Here is a 19,084-nt window from a genome sequence, read left to right as displayed (position 1 = left end):
GCGGACCAATCCCCGACCGGATCGAGCACTCGACATGACGACCGAGCAGACCACGTCTCCCCCGCGTGCCGGTGTCGGCATCGCCGCTCAGGGGCTGGGCCAGAGCGTCCGGAGCGGTCGCCAGATCCTGACCGACATCTGCCTGAGCATCGCGCCGGGCGAGCTGGTCGCGATCATCGGCGCCAGCGGCGCCGGTAAGACCACCCTGCTGGAGATCCTCGCCGGGGTACAGCGACCGGCGGCGGGCACCGTGACGTACGACGGCAGCGCCGCGGCCGGCACCATCGGTGTCGTTCCGCAGGACGACATCATCCACCGCGAGCTGCCCCTGGCCCGCACCCTGCGGTACGCCGCCCGACTACGCCTGCCCTCCACCACCGGGCCGGCCGAGATCAGTGGCCGGGTCGCGGAGGTGCTCGCCGAGCTGCGACTCACCGACCGGGCCGCCACGCCGGTCGGCCTACTCAGCGGCGGTGAACGCAAGCGCGCCAGCATCGCCGTCGAGCTGCTCACCCGACCCGGCGTGTTCTTCCTGGACGAGCCCACCTCCGGATTGGACCCGGCGATCGCCGTGGAGCTGCTCCGGGTGCTCCGCGCGCTCGTCGACACAGGTGCCACCGTCGTGCTGACCACTCACCAGATCACCGACGTGGACCATTGCGACCGGGTCGTCGTGCTGACCAGTCAGGGCCGGCTGGCGTTCACCGGCACCCCGGCCGCCGCCCGGGAGTTCTTCGGCCTGCGGTCCCTGGTCGAGGTCCACCTCCGGCTCGACGAGGCGACGCAACCCGCCGAGTGGCCCGATCGCTTCGCCGAGCAGCGCGCGGCCGAACAGCGACCCCGTACCACCGACGACGCTGACGTCGCCGCGACGCCGCCCCGGCGCGTCGGCCGGCTGCGCCAGTGGGCGGTCCTCACCGCGCGCAACACGGAGATCGTCGGCCGCAACCGGCTGACCCTTGCGATCCTGCTCGGCTCGCCGCTGATGGTGCTCGGCATGTTCGCACTGCTGTTCCGCCCGGGGGCGTTCGAGCCGACCAGACCCAGCCCGACGGTGACCGTCATGATCCTGTTCTGGATCGCGTTCGGCGGCTTCTTCTTCGGGCTGACCTACGGGCTCCTCCAGATCTGCACCGAGCTGCCGATCCTGCGCCGGGAGCGGCTCGCCGGTGTCCGGCTGGTCCCGTACCTGTTGGCGAAGGTCGCGGTGCTGCTGCCGCTGCTCGCCCTGGTGGACCTGGCCCTGCTCGGGGTGCTGCGCGCCATGGACCGGTTACCGCCGGTCGGCGGCACCGATTTCGCCGCCCTGTACGCGACCCTGCTGCTCTCCTCGGCGGCGGCGCTCGCCCTCGGTCTGCTCTGCTCGGCGGCCGTGTCCGACGCGGCCCAGGCGACGCTCATGCTGCCGATGCTCTGCTTCCCACAGGTGCTGTTCGTCGGCGCGATCCTGCCGGTGCCGGCCATGGCGGCCGGCGGTCAGTGGCTCAGCTACGCGATGTCGAACCGGTGGGCGTTCGAAGGCCTGGGGCACACCGCCGGGGTGGAGCGGCTCTGGCGCGACGGCGGCTCCCCACTCGGCCCGCCGCTGCTGGCCACGTACGGCGACAGCTTCTCCCGGCCGCTGTGGGTCGACTGGCTGGTGCTCGGCGGTTTCGTGCTGCTCTTCCTGGGCGCGGCCTGGGCGGTCCTGCTCCGACGGGATCCCCGTCGTGCGTCCTGACCCGACGCCACCCGCCTCCCCCACGGCGTTGCCGGGATACGCCGCCACCGGCCGGATCGACGAGCTGCGCGCCAGCGAGTACCGACACCTGGACACCGACGGGCAGGTGTACCTCGACTACGCCGGAGCCGGGGTGGCCGCCCAGGCGCAGGTTCGCGCCCACCACGACCGGTTGCTCGCCGGCCTGTACAGCAACCCCCACTCGGAGAACCCCACGAGCGTGGCGGCGGGCTCGTTGGTGGAGTCGGCACGACGCGCGGTGCTCGACTTCTTCCGCGCCGACCCGGACGAGTACGCGGTCATCTTCACCCCGAACGCCAGCGGCGCCTGCCGGCTGGTCGGCGAGGCATACGACTTCGGCCGGGCCGCGCCGCTCGTGCTCAGCTGGGACAACCACAACTCGGTCAACGGCATCCGCGAGTACGCCCGGTCGGCTCGCGCGTCCGTACGCTACCTGCCGCTGAACGGGCCGGAGCTGCGGTTCGCCGAGTCGGACCTGGTCGCGGCGCTGGACGCCAGCCGAGCCCGTCGGTGGGGTCGGCCCGGTCGGCGCGGGCTGTTCGCCTATCCGGCGCAGAGCAACTTCTCCGGGGTGCAGCACCCGCTGGGGTGGGTGGAGCTGGCCCACCAGCGCGGCTACGACGTGCTGCTCGACGCGGCCGCCTTCGCGCCGACGAACCGGCTGGACCTCGGCGTCGTCCGGCCGGATTTCGTCTGCCTGAGCTGGTACAAGCTCTTCGGGTATCCCACCGGGGTCGGCGCGCTGTTGGCGCGCCGTTCGGCGCTGGCCCGGTTGCGTCGACCGTGGTTCGCCGGCGGCACGATCCGCGCGGTGAGCGTGCAGGGCGACTGGCACCGGCCGATGGACGACGAGTCGGCGTTCGAGGACGGCACGCTCAACTTCCTGAGCATCCCGGACGTGGAGTTCGGGTTGCGCTGGCTCGACTCGATCGGCGTGGACCTCGTCCACGCCCGGGTCGGCCTGCTCACCGAGTGGCTGCTGGAGCGGCTGGCCACCCTGCGGCACGACACCGGCGGGCCGCTGGTCCAGGTGTACGGGCCGACGACGGGTGCGGGGCGCGGCGGCACGGTGACCTTCAACCTCCGGCACCCGGACGGCACGCTGGTCGACGAACGGCTCGTGGCGCGGGAGGCGGCAACGGCCGGGCTCTCCCTGCGTACCGGCTGTTTCTGTAACCCGGGCGCGGCCGAGGGCGCGTTCGGGTTGAGCCGGACGTCGATGCGGCAGCGGCTGTTGGCGGGGGTCGACACGATCGACCAGTACCTCGCCGCGCTGGGGCTACCGACGGGCGGCGCGGTCCGCGTCTCGTTCGGACTGGCCTCGATTGCGACCGACGCGGAGCGCCTCGTCGACTTCGTCCAGTCGACCTACCTCAACCGGAGTGCCGGTGCGGAGTCACCTCTGCCGCCTCGGCTGCGCTGCTGACCTGCCGACTAGCTGACCTGGGCCACCGGCGCCGGGCGGTGCTTGATCTCCTCCATGAACGGGAACCGGGCGGTCAGCTCGGCGAACGTCAGGCCGGCCCGCCAGGCAGCGGCCACCTGGGCGACCTGCACCAGGTCCATGACGTCACCGCGGGCGAGAACCTCTCCCGAGACGCGCAGGTCAATCATGAAGTAGCGGGCCTGCGAGCCCAGCCCCACGCAGACCACGCCCTCGTCGGAATGCAGCTCGGCGCAGGTGAACCGGGCCCGCCCCTGCTCCGGCGCGGTCACCCGGCCGATGTCGAGCCCGTGGCGGGCAGCGGTTTCGATCAGCGCGGGGGCCAGGCCACCCCGCTCGACCAGATCCGGGTAGAGGCGCACACCCAGCGCCGTCGACGCCTCGCTCATGACTGACTCCCACTTCCTTGTGACAGAGACCAGCAGCGCGCAGGTTACGGGAAAGTTTCCGGCACGCCTCGTCATCCTGTCCCGCGTGGACGCCCCACGGCAATAGGAAGGGTCGATTCGACCGCTATCGAGTAACCCTCGGCCGCGCCGAACTCCTTCGATGGTCGCGTCGTCCATCTCGGAGGCATCGAGCGATGCAACGGCGACGACCGGGGTCAGCGCTCCGCCGCTCACTGGTCAGCATCGGGCGGTAACGGACAGTCGTGATACTGGAAACACTCTTGACAGAAACGCATGATATCGACATGCTTCGCTCTAGAGAGCGCTCTCTATCCTGGCGAACCGCCTCCACCACTCCCAAGCTGAGGAGCCTCCCGTGTTCACAGCCCGGCCCAGCCTCCGCTTCCGCCCCCTCGTACTCCTGGCGGCCGCCCTCGTCGCGACCGCGACGGCGCTCGTCGTCCCGGCGCACCCCGACCGGGCCGAGGCCGCCATCGGCCCCATCAGCTGGCAGGACGAGTTCAACTCTCCCGCCGGCACGCCCGTCGACCAGAACAAGTGGCGGTTCGACACCGGCGGCGGCGGCTGGGGCAACAACGAGCGGCAGTACTACACGAACAGCACCAGCAACGCCGTCCACGACGGCCAGGGCAACCTGGTCATCACCGCCCGCCGGGACAATCCCGCCAACTACCAGTGCCACTACGGGCGCTGCGAGTACACGTCGGCGCGGTTGCTGACGGCGGCCACCTTCACCCAGACGTACGGGCGGTTCGAGGCCCGGATCAAGATCCCGCGCGGTCAGGGCATCTGGCCGGCCTTCTGGATGCTCGGCACCGGCGGCGGGTGGCCCGACGCGGGCGAGATCGACGTCATGGAGAACATCGGCCGGGAGCCCAACACCGTCTACGGCACCGTGCACGGGCCCGGCTACTCCGGCGGCGGCGGCATCACGGGCAGCCGCACCCTTGGCGCGCCGCTCGCCGACACCTTCCACACCTACCGGGTGGACTGGGAGCCGAACGTCATCACCTGGTACGTCGACGGGGTGCAGTACCACCGGGTCGATCCCGCTCGGCTCGGCGGCAGCCGCTGGGTGTTCGACCACCCCTTCTTCATGATCCTCAACGTGGCGGTCGGTGGTAACTGGCCCGGTTACCCGGACGGCTCGACCCAGTTCCCGCAGCAGATGCTCGTCGACTACGTCCGAGTGTCCAGCTACACCTCGGGTGGCGGGGGCGACCCGACTCCCGGCACCAACCGGATCCGGGGCGCGCAGAGCGGTCGCTGCATCGACATCCCCGGCGCCGACCCGGTCGAGGGCGCCAAACTCCAGATCTGGGACTGCAACACCACGGCGGCCCAGAGCTGGACCTTCGCCTCCGACGGGACCGTCCGCGCGATGGGCAAGTGCATGGACCCGGCCTGGGCCGGCACCGCCAACGGCACCGAGGTCAACCTGGTCAGTTGCAACGGCAACACCGCGCAACGCTTCACCCTCAACGCCTCCGGCGACCTGGTCAACCTCAACGCCAACAAGTGCGTGGACGTACGGGAGGCCAACCCCAACAACGGCGGCAAGCTGCACCTCTGGGACTGCCTCGGCGCCGCCAACCAGAAGTGGTCTCGCATCTGATCAACCCGAGCGAAGGCGAGGGCCGTCCGAGGTGAACTCGGGCGGCCCACCGCCGTTGGAGCCCTCGCCCACCTCCTCGAACCGGATTGACTCGATGGGAGGGGAGGTCCGGCTCATGCCCACTATGTTCGGATTAGTCAAGAATCCGGCAGTTCCGGGAGTGAGCTCATGTCGCACCACCTCGATACGCCCCTGGCCGCCCAGGGCGGCCAGTTGTACATCGACGACCTGTACGTCTTCAACGGTGACCGCGCCACGGTGTTCGTCATGGACGTCAACAGCTCGGTGACCAAGGCCGACATCAAGCGCGGCTTCCACGCCGAGGCGCGTTACGAGATCAAGATTCACATCAACGGCGCCGAGGTGGAGGACCTGACCTACCGGTTCGCCTTCGGCGAGCCGGACGGCGACGCCCGGCAGGCCCTCCAGTTGTACGAGCTCACCGGAGCGGACGCCCGTGACGACGCCGCGATGGGCACCCCCGTCGCCGAGGGGCGAACCGGCGAGGTGACGACCGGCGGCAACGTCCGGATCTGGGCCGGCCGGATCACCGACCCCTTCTTCATCGACCTCGACGAACTCGCCACCGTCAACGGCGCGGTCAAGAACGGTTCGCGGGTGGACCGCTCGGCGTGGCGGGCCGACCAGGCCAAGAACAGCTTCGCCGGAACCACCGTCGAGTCGATCGTCCTCGAGGTCTCCCACGACGAGCCACTGCTGCGCGACGGCACCGAGATCGGCGTGTGGTGTCGCACCATGCTGGCCACCGACGCCGGCGGATGGCGCCAGATCAACCGCGCCGCCCACCCCATGATGTGGCCGATCTTCTGGCCCCACGACACCGACTTCTCCGACCCCGCCAACTTCCGGCACCCCAGCAACGACCTCGCCGAGGGCGGGGAGGAGATCGCGAACGCGGTCGCCGGGGTGGTCAAGGCGAACGGCACCGCACCGGACCCGCAGGCGTACGGCTGGAGCGTCGCCCGGCAGCTCTACCCCGACCTGCTCTCGTACAAGGTCGGCACGGCCGCGAACTTCGGCTTCGCGGTCCGCAACGGGCGCACCCTGGCCGACAACGTGCCCGAGGTGATGTTCTCCCTGGTCCTCAACACCGGCACCACGGCGGGCCTCACCTCGGAGGTCACCAAGGCCGCCCGTTCCGCCACGTTCCCGTACGTGGTAGCGGCCTGAATCCGCTAGCAGGGCTCGGCGGCCGGTACGGCGCCGAGCCCTTGCCGTGCGCGCCCTTCCGCGCGGGCCCAGCGCGCGCGGCGAGCCATCCATGATCGTGCTCGATCCAGGAAAGAGGCCCCTCCCGCGAACACGACGCCACCGCATCCAGGATCGAGCACGATCATCGAACGTCCACCGGGTGACGCTCGCGTCATTCGAGCATGAATGGGCGTTTTGCGTAGTTAGTCTCTTAAGTGCTTCCCAGCGCTCTTTAGGACAAAGGAGACTCGATGCGTAGAAAGATTCTCGCGGGCTTGGCCGGCGTCGCCGCCGTCGTAGCGCTCGCCGGACCGGCCGCCGCGGACACCACGGGTGACACGATCGTGACCCTCACCGTCGACGCCGCCGGCGGCCTGTCGATCACCGTGCCGGCGACGGCCAACATCGGTCACGGCATTGAGGGCTCGACCGTCACCGGTCTGCTCGGCCCGGTCACCGTGCTGGACCAGCGAGGTTCACTCACCCCCAACTGGACGGCCAGCGTCATCTCCACCGACTTCATCACCGGTGGCGGCTCCTCCGGGGAGACGATCCCGAACATCAACGTTCTGTACTGGTCCGGCCCCGCTACGGCGACCGCCGGCACTGGCACCTTCACGGCGGGCCAACCCACCGCGGCCCAGCAGGTGATCATCAACGTCCCCCGGACGGCGATGACACACACCGGTGGCACCGGCAACAACTTCGCCACCTGGAACCCCACCCTGGTGGTGAACATCCCCGTCGGCACCGTCCAGGGTGTCTACACCGGGACGGTGACACATTCGGTGTTCTGAGCCGCTCGGCCGGCTGGTGCTGCTGGCCTCGGTCGCCCTCGTGGCGCTCGGGGTTTCGGCGGCACCAGCCGTTGCCGTGCGGGAGCAGCAACAGGACCCAGCCGAGGAAGCCGCGATCAGCATCCGGATGCTGGACATCCCGGCCAGCCGGGTGCAGGACCCGAGGGCCCAGGTCTACATCGTGGATCACCTGAAGCCCGGCACAACGATCAACCGCCGGGTCGAGGTGCAGAACACCTCCGCCGAGGCGCAGAAAATCGAGTTCTATTCCGGAGCCGCGTCGGTCGAGAACAACGCCTTCACCGTGCCCGAGGGGCGAACCGGCAACGAACTGAGCGGGTGGATCCGGCTGAAGACCTCCACGATGCGGCTGGACCCGGGCGAGCGACGACCGGTCGAGGTCGAGCTCGCCGTGCCGAAGAAGGCGTCGAAGGGCGAGCGGTACGCCGCGATCTGGGCGCAGGTCACCAGCGTGAAGGAGCGCACCGGCAACGTCACCCAGATCCACCGGGTGGGCATCCGGGTCTACCTCGACATCGGTCCCGGTGGTGAGCCGCCAACGGACTTCCGGATCGAAGGGTTGGCCGCGGAGCCGGGCACCGGGGAGTTCCCCGTGGTCACCGCGAAGGTCACCAATACCGGCGAACGTGCGCTGGACATGACCGGCACCCTGTCGCTGACCAAGGCGGCGGTCCAGGCCGGTCCGTTCAAGGTGACCAACGGCGTGACGATCCTGCCCGGCCAGAGCGGTCAGGTTCGGATCGAGGTCAACCAGGCCCTGCCCGCCGGGACCTGGGACGTGCACGCGAAGCTCGCCAGCGGCACCGTGGAACGCACCGCTACCGGGAAGATCGTCCTACCCGTCGCGGCGCCGATGACGGTCGCGACGTCCAGCGGGCCGAGTTGGCTGGTCTACACGGTCGGCGGCATCGCCCTGCTGGTGCTGGTCGCCCTTGGTGGCTGGTACCTCGTCCGCCGGCGCCAGACCCGGTGGGCCTGACCACCCACCCACCGCCCCACTCCACCCACCACCTGCCCGGCCGTTCCCCGGAACGGCCGGGCAGCATCGTCCAGCAAGTCGATCATGGACTTGTGGTGCCCGGCTTGAGAACGACAAGACCGATTCGCCACCCACCACAACTCCATGATCGACATGGGAGGGCGAGGGCGGGGCGGGGCGGGGGCGGGTGCGGGCGGGGGCGGCAGGGCGAGGGCTGGAGGGGGCTAGATGACGGAGTGCGTCACGACCGCCACGTAGTCGCCGACCACCACCCCGGACGGGAGGGTCAGAAACAGCGTGGGGTTCCAGGTGGCGGAGTTCGGGCCTCCAGCCTGGCCGGACCACCCCGCGGCCACACGCGGGGTGTTCAGCACCGCCCCGGGCTGCGGGACGAAGGATCCGACCCCGGTGCCGGCGAGGGCAGGCCCCGAGGCGTACGTGATGTTGCTGTTGGGGATGGTCTCTCCGCCCGAGCCGGAGCCGGTGGTGAAGCTCGTGCTGGAGACGACGCTGACCCAGTTGCCGGAGAACGGGCCACGGTCGTCGGTGACGGTCACCGGGCCGAGTTGGCCCGAGACGCCGGTGGTGCCCGAGGTGACGGTGCCGAGCGCCGAGATCGCCGGGACGTTGATGGAGAGTCCACCGAGCGGGGTGATGAGCAGGTCGACCGGTCGGGTCGCGGACTGGTTGAACGAGTCGGTCACCCGGACGGTGAACGGGAACGTCCCGGACACTGTGGGCGTGCCGGAGAGCAGACCGGTGACCGGGTCGAGGGTCAGCCCGGCGGGCAGGCTCCCGGCGCTGACGGACCAGGTGAACGGGCCGGTGCCGCCGGTCACCGTGAGCTGGTACTGGTACGGCTCGTACGCCTTGCCGGGTGGGGGCGGCGGGAAGGTCAGCGTCGGTGTCGCGTTGACCGTCACCGGCCCGGAGGGGGCCGACTGCGGGCCGGTCCCGCCGGCGTTCGTCGCGGCCACCCGGAAGGTGTACGTGGCACCGGCGGTCAGCCCCGTGACGATCTGGGTCGTGGCGGTTCCGCTGAAGACCCGGGGTGTCTGCGCCACCGCGCCGAGATACGGCGTCACCGTGTAACCGGTGATCGGCGATCCCCCGTTGGCCGGGGTCGTCCAGCTCACCCTGGCGGCGTTGGTTCCGGCGGTGGCCGAGGTGTTCGTCGGCGCTCCCGGCACTGTGTACGGGACCACCGCCGCCGAGGGTGGGCTGGCCACGCCGGTGCCGAACGCGTTCACCGCCGCCACCCGGAAGGCGTACGACGAGCCTGCGGTGAGCCCGGTCAGGGTGCGGCTGGTGGTGGAGGCGTCGAAGGTCAGGGTCGGTTGGGTGACGCCGTCCCGGATCGGGGTGATCAGGTAGCTGGTGATCGGGCTGCCGTTGTTGTCCGGCGCGGTCCAGCTCACTGTGGCGCTGGTGACGCCCGCGACCGCTGTGGGGGTGGTGGGCGTGCCCGGTGTGGACGCGTAGACGAAGTTCGCCGACCCGGCCGAGCCTCGGGTGACGACGCTGACCGTGACCGTCGCCGGGCCGGACCGGGCGGGCATGGAGGAGATGGCGAGGGTGCCGTTGGGGTTCACTGTGAAACACCCGGAGGCCGGGCCGGAGGTACACGGCACCAGCAGCACGGACGTGCCGGCCTGCTGTTCGGCGGCCGTACCGATGGTGATCGCGGTGGCGCCGGCGAGGTTGCTGCCGCCGACGGTGACCGGGACGCCCCCGGAGACGGAGCTCTGGGCCGGGGTGACGGTGACGCCACTGGGTGCGGTGGCCGGCGCGACAGGTGTGGTGCTGGTGGCGAGGCCCGGGTTCGCGTCGATCGACGACGAGGTCGCGACTGTCGTGGTCTGGATCTGCGTCGGTGTGACACCGGTGCCGGTGACTGTCGCGACGACGGTGATGGGCGGCAGGGAGGTGCCGCCGACGAACGGGCCGTTGCTGTTGGTGCAGGTGACGGTCTGTCCGGATGGTGCGGCGCAGACCCAGCCGGAGCCGTACGCGGCGCGTGGGAGGACACCGGCGGGAACGGTCTGGGTGACCGAGATCGGCGACGTCTCGGTGGCGCCGGCATCGACCCCGGCGGTGATCGAGTAGGTGACCGGGTCACCGGGCTGCGGGGAGGCGCCGACGGAGCTGGTCTGTGACACGTTCAGGTCGGGCACCGGGTTGAAGCTGACCGCCCGAGCGTTGTCCACCTCGTGGAAGTCGGTGACCGAGCCGGTCGAGCCCACCCAGCCGAAGGCGACCTGCCGTGGGTAGCCGCTGGCGTTCAGCCAGGTCGGCGACGGGTACAGGCCGGGCGACACGACCGGAAGCATGCCTGACAGGGTCCGGGCGGCCCCGCCGACCGGGGTGAACCTGACCCGGTACTGACCGGCCGGAGTGGTGATACCGGTATCGGTGGAGTACGGCGACGAGGTGGTGTTGATGACGACCTCGACCGGCACCACGGACGCGGCCCGGGTGCTGGCCCGCAGCGGCAGGGCAGGTGCCGAGGTGCTTCCGGCGGTGCTGTCGATGGCACAGTAGCCGACGCCGTTGCCGCCTGGTCCACGGATCACGACCTGGCCGGGGACCCGCCCGCCGGTGGTCGAGATGTACGGCGGGTTGGTGCAGCCGGTCCCCTGGTAGGTGCTGTTGCTGAAGTTGCCGAAGACGTCGAGCCCGACGCCCAGGTAGCCGTTGGAGAGACCTGCGGACACGCCGTTGAACGCCGCGGAGTAGCCCAGCGAGCCGCCCGATGGGCCGAGGGTCGACGGGGACCTCGGGTTGGCGGGGTCCACGGCGGCCAGGGCGAAGGCCAGGCCGTCGGCGCCCGGGTTCGTGCCGCCGTACTGGTAGGTGTTGAAGGTGAGGTGCAGGCCCTGCGAGGTGGGAACGCTCACCGCGCCGAACACGCCGCCCTGCCGGTTGATGGTGGCGGGGGTGAGGCGCAGTTTGCCCGCGCCCTGCGGGTCGGTGGAGGTGGTGCAACTGAGCAGCGGGCCGGTGGTGGAGTTGCCTGCGGCGCTCAGGCAGGCGGCGTTGGTGGCGCCGGCGCCGGGCACGGCGGGCACCGCAAGCGGGCCGATGCCGTTGGCGGTGTTGTTGTGGAAGGGTTGGTCGAACAGGACGGAACCGGCCGCCGACGCCGGGAGCGGCGCAACCCCGAGAACTCCCACAGTCACGGCTACCGCCAGCGCTGCGATGCTGCTCGGACGACGCCGGCCCCGAAACGACATGCCCACTCCCAGCTTTCACTCCAGCCCCGAACTGGACTATAACCCCACAAAACACCCATATTTTTCGTACGGGGATAAAGCTGGTTCGGCATCGGCCACGCACAAGCGGACCGACCTCCTCTGCCACGCCGAGGAGGTCGGTCCGCTGAGACTGGAGGCTGTCAGCCCTCGATGTCCCGAGGGTCGCGGCTGCGGGGGTAGGTGTTCTTCTCCCCGATCGTGCCGTCCTGCTTCTTGATCACGTGTTCGACGCCGCGCTCGGCCGCCATCTCGCGGCCCTCGGCCTGCGCGTCGGCCTTCACGTCATGCGTGCTGGTGGCCCGCTCGTGGCCCTCCGGCTTGTTCTTCCACTGCCCGTCCTCGTGGTACGTGTCGACGTCACCCTTGGCCATGACCGGCTCCTCCCCTGCGTCTGCACTGTCCATCGAATCAGTGCCCCCGAGCCGTGCCGGGCAAACTGCGGTCCTCAGGGAACGGCCGGGCAGTTGTTGCTCACCCGCCGCAGGATCTGTTCGCGTTCGTCGGTGGTGATGCCCGACGGCGTGCCGTCGAAGTGGGTCTCGACCTTGTCCCAGCCGCGGCGCTGCTCGTAGTGCAGGTGCGGTGCGCCGGAGTTGCCGGTGCTGCCGAGCCGCCCGATCTGGTCACCCTGGGCGACCTTCTGACCGACCGTGACCAGTGGCGGTTCGAGCATGTGCAGGTACTGCGTCTCCCACTTGCCACCGTGGTCGATCTTCACCCAGTAGCCGCCGCCGCGCCCCCGTGGACCGTCCGGGTTCTCCGGGTTCCGACCACCCAGCGAGCCGTTGATGCCCGCCACGGTGACCGTGCCGGCGTACGAGGCGAGCACCGGCCGCCCCCACGTCTCACCCTCGGTCGGGAAGAAATCGACGTCGTAGTCGTCGTGACCGGGGTAGGTGCTGAGCTGCCACGTCTCGCCGCAGGTCACCGGCATCTGGAAGAGCGGGCGCGGCCCGGCCGGTCGCAGCATCGGCACCGCGACCACCGCGACGCCCAGGACGGCCGCCGCCGCGACGAGCGCGAGGAGGACGCGGATGGCACGGCTTCGAGGGCGGCGGTGGGAACGGGCTGTGGTCGGGCGGCCGGTCGTCACCGGCCCGAGCATGGCAGATCCCGGCAACGTTCCGATCCCGAGGTGGCGCACCCACAGCGGTGACATTGCAGTCGCATCGCCAAGAGGGTACGGTCAGATGCAATGCAGTTGTATTGCAATGAGAGTGGGCTCCCATGCACGTGATCGCGTTGTCCGAGGTGACCGCCACCATGACCGCCCTGGTCGGCGGCAAGGCGGCCGGGCTGGGCGAGCTGATCCGGCACGGCGAGCGGGTCCCCGACGGTTTCTGCGTCACCACCGAGGCATACCGGCTCGGCGTCGTCCCCACGGCCCAGGTCGTCGCCGCGTACCAGCGGCTCGGCGCGGGCCCGGTGGCGGTGCGCTCCAGCGCCACCGCCGAGGACCTGCCGGACGCGAGCTTCGCCGGGCAGCAGGACACCGTCCTCGACGTCACCGGCACCGCCGAGCTGATCGCCGCCATCGAGAAGTGCTGGGCTTCGCTGCACGGCGACCGCGCGACCGCCTACCGCGACGCCCGCGGCATCGATCACCAAACGGTGCGGATGGCCGTCGTCGTGCAGCGCATGGTCACGCCCACGGTGGCGGGAGTGCTGTTCACCGCGAACCCGCTGACCGGTCGCCGCGACGAGATGGCCGTCGACGCCGCTGCCGGCCTCGGTACGACAGTGGTGGACGGCGCCGCCGCCGTCGACCACTACATCCTCGACGACGTCACGCGCACCGAGGCCGGATGCCTGACGTCCCCGCAACTGGCCCGCCTTCGCGCCACCGGCGATCGGTTGCAGGCCCACTTCGGCTGCCCACAGGATGTCGAGTGGGCCATCGACGCGGACGACGCGCTGTGGCTCCTCCAGTCCCGGCCGATCACCAGCCTGTTCCCCGCCCCGCCGCTCAGCGAGAAGCCCCTCCCCCGCGTCTACCTGGAATTCGGGCACGTTCAGGGCATGCTTCAACCGGTCACCCCGATGGGCATGTCGACCCTGCGGACGCAGATCGCCGCGATGCTCGCCGCGCTCGGGGTACGGGTCGAGATCGTCGACATCGGCGGCCGCCTCTACGGCGACCTGACCGACCTCGCGCGCGACCGGTCGTCCCGCAAGCGACTGGTGAAGCTCCTGGCGGTCGACTTCGGGCCGCGCGCCCAGGCTGTGATGCAGCACGTGCTGGCGGATCCCCGGTTCGCCCCGACCAGCGGCGGCGACCGGCGCGGTGGGGCATCGGGAGCCGCGTCGCTGCGCACGGCCCGTCGCGCGGTGGCGGGGATCCTGCGGGCGCTGGCCCGTCCGGAGGCCGCGCGGACCCGGATGTTCGAGGCGATCGAGCAGCTGAGGGTGAGCTCCGCCGCCCCCGCCGACCTGCGTACCACCGCCGACCGGCTGCGCTTCGTGCAGGCACAGGACGACGCCGACGCCGACGACCGCGCCGACGCGATCATGTGGCCGATCGTCGCCGGGATGCTCGCCGCCGCCCTGCCGACCGCGCTGCTCAAGGGCGTCGCCGGCCCGGACGAGATCCACACCGTGCTCGGCGGCATGCCGCACAACGTCACCATCGAGATGGACCTGGCCCTGTGGCGGCTCGCCCAGGGCGTGGGCGAGCACCGCCGGCTTCTCCTCGACACCCCGCCGGCCGAGTTGGCCGCACGCCACCTGCGCGGGACGCTGCCCGACATCGGCATGGCGGCCTTCCTGGACGTCTACGGGCATCGGGGCGTCGCCGAAGTCGACCTCGGGGTGCCACGTTGGGCGGAGGACCCCACGCCGGTCTTCGCCGCGGTCGCCAACTACCTGCGGGTGACCGATCCGCAACAGGGTCCCGACCAGCGCTTCCAGCGGGCCGCCTCGGCGGCCGAGACAGCGCTGCAGGAACTGGTCACCCGAGCTCGCCGTCGGCGGCCGGTGCGGGGCAGGATCGCCGGTTTCCTGTTGCGCCGGGCGCGGTCGTTGGCCGGCCTGCGCGAGGCCGGCAAGTTCGCCGGGCTGTACCCGCTGCGCGAGACCCGTCGCCAACTGCTGCTCATCGGCGTCGACCTGCACGCCCGCGGGTCGCTGGACCAACCCGACGACATCATGTTCCTGACCCTCGACGAGGTGCACACCGTCGTACACCAGGGTGTTGATCTGCGCGGCACCGTCGCCGCCCGACGGGCCGTGCACCGCCGCGAGATGCGGCGTCGGACGGTGCCGGTGGCACTGCTCTCCGACGGTACGGATGTGGAGACCGTCCTGCCGGCGGCATCGACCGGCGACGGGACGCTCGCCGGAGTGGGTGCGTCAGCGGGCCGGGTGACCGGCCCAGCCCGGGTCGTGAACGACCCGGGCTGGGCCCACGTCGAGCCCGGCGAAGTCCTGGTCGCCGCGACCACGGACCCCGGCTGGACCCCGCTGTTCCTCACCGCGGCGGCGCTGGTCACCGAGACCGGCGCGATCATGGCGCACGGCCCGACGGTGGCCCGTGAGTACGGCATTCCCGCCGTCATCTGCGTGCCGGACGCCACCCGGACCATCACCACCGGGCAGCTCGTCACAGTGGACGGCGGCGCCGGAACCGTCACGCCGCACGGACCGTCGGCCCCCGAGCGAGAAGGACGACCATGAACGACACCAGGACACCGACCAGGGCGCGGGTGGGCCCGCTGCTGCGTCGGGCGGCCGAGGCCGAGGCCGCGACGTGGCGCAGCCTGTACGTGTGGGCGCGGCGTCGTCCACTGCCGCTGGGGCCCGGCGACGAGCCGTTCGGCTACCTCGGCGTGGTCAAGCCGATCCTGGGCATCTTCATCGGCCTGTCGGTCGTGGAGATCCCGATCTTCGACGTGGTGGTCACCCACGTGGTGCCGTGGCGGCCCGCCCGCTGGATCGTGCTGGGCCTCGGCATCTGGGGTCTGCTCTGGATGATCGGCCTGTTCGCCAGCATGACGATCCACCCCCACGTCGTGGGCGACCGGGGCCTGCGGGTGCGGCTCAGCTCGGGCATCGACATCTGGATCCCGTGGACGGACGTCGAGGCGCTGCGCAAGCGCTACCGTTCGCTGCCGTCGAGCAGATCGGTGCAGGTCGAGCAGGAGGGTGACCGTCGGGTGGTGTCCATCTCGGTCGGCAGCCAGACCAGCATCGACGTCCTGCTGCGCCGGCCGCTGACCTTCGACCTGCCGAAGGCCGGGTCCACGCCGGTGAACGAGCTGCGACTGTACGCCGACGACCCGGACGGCCTGCTGCGCAGCGCGCGGGGCACTCCGGTGAGCCAGACCGTCAGCCGGTGACCGTCGCGCTGGCGGAGTCTCCGGGCCACCCACTGTGAAACGATCGAGGCCATGCCCAAGAAGGTCGATCACCAGGAGCGACGCACCCTCATCGCGGACGCGCTGATGCGGGTCGCCGCGGACCAGGGCCTGGAGGCCGTCAGCCTCCGACACGTGGCTGCCGAGGCCGGCGTGTCCGCCGGGATGGTCCAGCACTACTTCCGGACCAAGGACGAGATGATGGCGTTCGCGTTGAGCGTGGTGCGGGAGCGCAGCCAGCTCCGGGTCACCGAGGCGGTGGCAGGGCTGGGCGAGAACCCGTCGCCTCGGCTGCTGCTGCGCACGATGCTCGCCGCGCTGTTGCCGCTCGACGAACGCACCCGCGACAACGGGCGGGTGGCACTCGCGTTCCTCGCCTACACGGCGGTGCGACCGTCGGCCGCGCCGAGCCTGCACGAGGACACCGCGCAGTTCACCGGGTTCATCGCCAGCGTCCTGCCCGACCGCCACGGTGCCGCCGCCGCGGCCGGCCTGCTCGCGCTGATGGAGGGGCTCGGCGTCTATCTGCTGGGCGGGCAGTACACCGCCGAGCAGGCGCTGGGCGCGCTGGACGCCCAGCTGGACCTGCTCTTCGGCTCGTCGGCGGCCGCCTGAGCGGTCGTGGTCGTACCGCGCCCTCAGCAGCGCGGCACGTTCGGTATGTACCCGTCGTAGCCGGTCACCACGAAGGCGTCCGAGACGTAGCGGTTGGTGCCGATCCGGTTCCAGACGGAGGTCGTGCCGTACGGGCCGGTGACCGTGCTGCCGACGGCCTGGCAGTAGACGGCGACGGTGGCGCCGTCGGCGACCGAGCCGACGACCGGATAGCTGGCGCCGGGGCCGGAGCGCACGTTGAGGCTGGACGCCTCGGTGGTCACCACGCCGGAGCCGATGCCAGTGATTCCATTCACCAACTGCATGTAGTAGGTCCAGTTCCAGTTCGGGCCCGGGTCGGTGTGGGTGGCACCGGGCACCTCACGGTGGGCGATGATGTGCGCCCGGTCCCTGGGTATGCCGTACTTCGTGGCGAGGCTACGGGTGAGCGCGGCCGAGGCGCGGTACATCGAGTCGGTGAACCAGGCGGGGTTGTCGACGAACCCCTCGTGCTCGATGCCGATCGACTCGGTGTTGTAGGTCCAGTTGCCGGCGTGCCAGGCGATGTCCTTCTCCCGCACCGACTGGGTGACGGCCCCGTCGGAGGAGCGGAAGGTGTAGTGCGCGCTGGCCTGGGCGGCCGGGTTCTGGAACCAGCTGACAGCGCCGGCGTACGAGCCCTGCGTCATGTGGATGACGATGCGGGTGACCGGGTGGCTGCCCGGTCGACTGGCCACCGTGTAGTTGCTCGTGCTCGCCGGCGCCCACGCGGCCGGCCCGTAGTCGGTGCTGAGGGTGCCGATCCCGCCGAGCACGGCGGCCCGCTCCAGGCCACCCCGCCGGGGCGCGACCGGTCGCCCGGCCACCGCCTCGCCGCGCCCGGTGAACCCGGTCCGCAGCAGGTCGTAGACGGTGTCGGCGTAGAGCCGCGCGACCGACGCCTCGCTGGCGCCGCCGTACCGGGCGACCGCGCCGTACCAACCGTTCACGTCGTCGCGCGTTGCGGCGTCGAGGCCCGCCTGGTCGGCGTACGAGCGCAGCACGGCCGCCGCCCCGAGCACGTTCGCCGCGGGTTCGGTCCGCAGCGCGGCCGGACTGAGCCGGGTCAGCGCGGCGGCCTCGTCCAGGGTGCGCACGCCGGGGGCGCTCGCCAGGTGCATCAGCCCGTGACCGCCCGCCGCGCTCGGTGTGCGGGCGTGCATGTCCAGCCGCGACTCGGCGTACCCCAGCGCCACCAGCAGGTCGCGTGGCACGTCGTATCGCGCGGCGGCGGTGTCGAACGCGACGGCCAGCGGGGTGGCCGGCGCTGGCGTCCCACCGGGGTCGGCGAAAGCCGGTGACGCGACCGCGACGACTCCGGTCAGGGCGGTGGTCAGGGCGGTGGTCAGGGCGAGCAGGAGCCGGCCTCGGTGGAAGGTGCGAACGGACATGAGCCCTCCTTACGGTGACTGAGGGTTGGCGGCCGGTGGGCCGCCAACCCGCAGGATGAACCTCGTCAGCACCAGCCGTTGATCGGGCCGTTCACACCGGTCGACAGGTAGGCGTCGGACACCCAACTGCCGTCGCTCAACCGGTTCCACAGCGCCGTGGTGCCGTACCGGCCGGTGTGGGAGGTGCCGTTGGCGGAGCAGGAGATCGTGACCGTGGCGCCGTCGGCCACCGAGCCCAGCGAGCCGTAGCCGGTCCCCGGCCCGGCACGTCGGGTGAGCACCCCGCCGCCGTTCGCGTCGACCACCCCCTGGTTGAAGCCGAGCGCGCCGTAGTTGTACAGGCCGCCGCCGGCACCGGCCCAGGCCGACCCGTGCCGCGCCCCGCCCTGGTACGCGGCGGCGCCGTTGGCCAGTACCCACTTGCCGATGTCGTGGCCGGCGATCGGCACGTACGCGCTGTTCTGCCGGAGCCCGAAGTGGACGTGCCGGCCGTAGGCGGCTCCGCCGCAGGTGACGTCGGTGCCCGTGTTGCCCAGGGCGGCGCCCTGGCCGACGCTGGCGCCGTTGACGGAGATGCTGTTCCACAGGTGGTAGTAGTCGGTCGAGTAGCCCCGGTCGTGGATCACCCGGATCCACCCCTGACACATCATGTACGCCGCTCCGGCCCGGGCGGCGCGGACCACCTGGTCACCACCGGCCAGGTCGACCGAGCTGTACGGCGACTCGGTTCCACCCCAGCCGTGTGGGCCACTGGTGAGCGTCCACGTCTGGCCCACACCGAACGGCAGGGCCATTCCGGTCCGGTAGTCCCCGCCCGCGTACATCGGGGTGGGGGTGGTGGTGAACACGCTCTTCTCCTGGCTTGCCATCAGGGGCGACTCGGCGGCCAGCGCACCGAAGGCGGCCTCGCCGTCGAAGGCGATCCGCCACCCGGCGGGCTCGGACCGGGCGATGAAGATCGAACCGGTCGGGTGGGCGTCCTCCTGTCGGGGCGCGAGCGCGACGGCGGTGCCGAACGCCCACCGGCCGCTGGTGCGGCTGACGGTGATCCGGGTCTCCGGTTGCGCATCGGCGGCGGACAGCTCGGCGGTGCCGAGCAGTTTGGCGGTCACCGCAGCGGTGAGCGTGGGGGTCACGGCCGCGGAGGCGGCGCTGGGGGCGGCCCCGATCAGACTCGTGACCATCAACAGGGCCGCGGCGACGCCGCCGGCCAATCGTCGACCGTTTCTCATCGT

15 protein-coding genes are annotated in these 19,084 nt (G+C 71.2%); 9 read left to right on the top strand and 6 right to left on the bottom strand.

Translation table 11 applies throughout. The features are described from left to right. Window positions 1-34: 34 nt before the first annotated feature. Both ACFYP0_RS29445 and ACFYP0_RS29440 read left to right on the top strand, forming a co-directional pair. Window positions 35-1,720 carry an ABC transporter ATP-binding protein/permease gene (locus ACFYP0_RS29445; RefSeq protein WP_355498863.1) on the top strand — a complete coding sequence of 562 codons (1,686 nt, stop codon included), beginning with the start codon at window positions 35-37 and terminating at the stop codon, window positions 1,718-1,720. Further along, on the top strand, window positions 1,710-3,167 hold the full coding sequence (locus ACFYP0_RS29440) for an aminotransferase class V-fold PLP-dependent enzyme (RefSeq protein WP_355498861.1): 1,458 nt from the start codon (window positions 1,710-1,712) through the stop codon (window positions 3,165-3,167). Before ACFYP0_RS29445 ends, ACFYP0_RS29440 begins: the two co-directional genes overlap by 11 nt. Before the next feature lie 8 nt (window positions 3,168-3,175). Here ACFYP0_RS29440 and ACFYP0_RS29435 read toward each other — a convergent pair whose 3' ends face one another. After that, window positions 3,176-3,574: a hypothetical protein gene (locus ACFYP0_RS29435; protein ID WP_112638248.1), complete on the bottom strand. Its 399-nt coding sequence runs from the start codon at window positions 3,572-3,574 to the stop codon at window positions 3,176-3,178. 376 nt (window positions 3,575-3,950) lie between these two features. Between ACFYP0_RS29435 and ACFYP0_RS29430 the strand changes: the two genes are divergently transcribed. The 4 genes from ACFYP0_RS29430 to ACFYP0_RS29415 all read left to right on the top strand — a co-directional run bounded on the left by ACFYP0_RS29430 (window position 3,951) and on the right by ACFYP0_RS29415 (window position 8,219). Next, a complete protein-coding gene (locus ACFYP0_RS29430; RefSeq protein WP_355498858.1) occupies window positions 3,951-5,210 on the top strand; it encodes a family 16 glycosylhydrolase in 1,260 nt (419 codons plus the stop codon). Window positions 5,211-5,378: 168 nt separating this feature from the next. Further along, entirely contained in the window at window positions 5,379-6,401 is a 1,023-nt protein-coding gene (locus ACFYP0_RS29425) for a DUF4331 family protein (RefSeq protein ID WP_355498855.1), read from the top strand. A 272-nt stretch (window positions 6,402-6,673) separates the two neighbouring features. Beyond that, window positions 6,674-7,219: a hypothetical protein gene (locus tag ACFYP0_RS29420; RefSeq protein ID WP_355498852.1), complete on the top strand. Its 546-nt coding sequence runs from the start codon at window positions 6,674-6,676 to the stop codon at window positions 7,217-7,219. A gap of 76 nt (window positions 7,220-7,295) precedes the next feature. After that, on the top strand, window positions 7,296-8,219 hold the full coding sequence (locus ACFYP0_RS29415) for a hypothetical protein (RefSeq protein WP_356980680.1): 924 nt from the start codon (window positions 7,296-7,298) through the stop codon (window positions 8,217-8,219). 224 nt (window positions 8,220-8,443) lie between these two features. On the opposite strand, the gene ACFYP0_RS29410 is transcribed toward ACFYP0_RS29415, so the two are convergent. From ACFYP0_RS29410 to ACFYP0_RS29400, 3 genes are all read right to left on the bottom strand, one after another. Next, window positions 8,444-11,452 carry a fibronectin type III domain-containing protein gene (locus ACFYP0_RS29410; RefSeq protein ID WP_355498846.1) on the bottom strand — a complete coding sequence of 1,003 codons (3,009 nt, stop codon included), beginning with the start codon at window positions 11,450-11,452 and terminating at the stop codon, window positions 8,444-8,446. 161 nt (window positions 11,453-11,613) lie between these two features. After that, on the bottom strand, window positions 11,614-11,844 hold the full coding sequence (locus tag ACFYP0_RS29405; protein WP_124856313.1) for a DUF2188 domain-containing protein: 231 nt from the start codon (window positions 11,842-11,844) through the stop codon (window positions 11,614-11,616). Between the two features lie 74 nt (window positions 11,845-11,918). Continuing rightward, window positions 11,919-12,578 (bottom strand): M23 family metallopeptidase, encoded by a 660-nt coding sequence (locus tag ACFYP0_RS29400; RefSeq protein WP_355498843.1) that lies wholly within the window; start codon window positions 12,576-12,578, stop codon window positions 11,919-11,921. Window positions 12,579-12,700: 122 nt separating this feature from the next. Here ACFYP0_RS29400 and ACFYP0_RS29395 point away from each other — a divergent pair, with 122 nt between their 5' ends. From ACFYP0_RS29395 to ACFYP0_RS29385, 3 genes are read left to right on the top strand one after another with little or no spacing between them, the layout of a single operon-like run. Then, entirely contained in the window at window positions 12,701-15,145 is a 2,445-nt protein-coding gene (locus tag ACFYP0_RS29395) for a PEP/pyruvate-binding domain-containing protein (RefSeq protein WP_124856317.1), read from the top strand. After that, a complete protein-coding gene (locus tag ACFYP0_RS29390) occupies window positions 15,142-15,807 on the top strand; it encodes a hypothetical protein (RefSeq protein ID WP_124856319.1) in 666 nt (221 codons plus the stop codon). Before ACFYP0_RS29395 ends, ACFYP0_RS29390 begins: the two co-directional genes overlap by 4 nt. Before the next feature lie 51 nt (window positions 15,808-15,858). Next, entirely contained in the window at window positions 15,859-16,440 is a 582-nt protein-coding gene (locus tag ACFYP0_RS29385) for a TetR/AcrR family transcriptional regulator (RefSeq protein WP_124856321.1), read from the top strand. 23 nt (window positions 16,441-16,463) lie between these two features. Here ACFYP0_RS29385 and ACFYP0_RS29380 read toward each other — a convergent pair whose 3' ends face one another. Further along, window positions 16,464-17,849, bottom strand: coding sequence for an N-acetylmuramoyl-L-alanine amidase (locus ACFYP0_RS29380; RefSeq protein WP_124856323.1), 1,386 nt, complete (start codon window positions 17,847-17,849; stop codon window positions 16,464-16,466). Between the two features lie 65 nt (window positions 17,850-17,914). Then, window positions 17,915-19,081, bottom strand: a complete 1,167-nt coding sequence (locus tag ACFYP0_RS29375; RefSeq protein WP_356980195.1) for a peptidoglycan DD-metalloendopeptidase family protein — start codon at window positions 19,079-19,081, stop codon at window positions 17,915-17,917. Window positions 19,082-19,084: the final 3 nt, after the last annotated feature.

Source organism: Micromonospora arida (assembly GCF_042873195.1).
In the GTDB taxonomy this organism is placed as follows: domain Bacteria; phylum Actinomycetota; class Actinomycetes; order Mycobacteriales; family Micromonosporaceae; genus Micromonospora; species Micromonospora arida.
The sequence above is the reverse complement of the archived record's forward strand: the minus strand, read 5'-3'. Positions and strand labels throughout refer to the sequence as shown.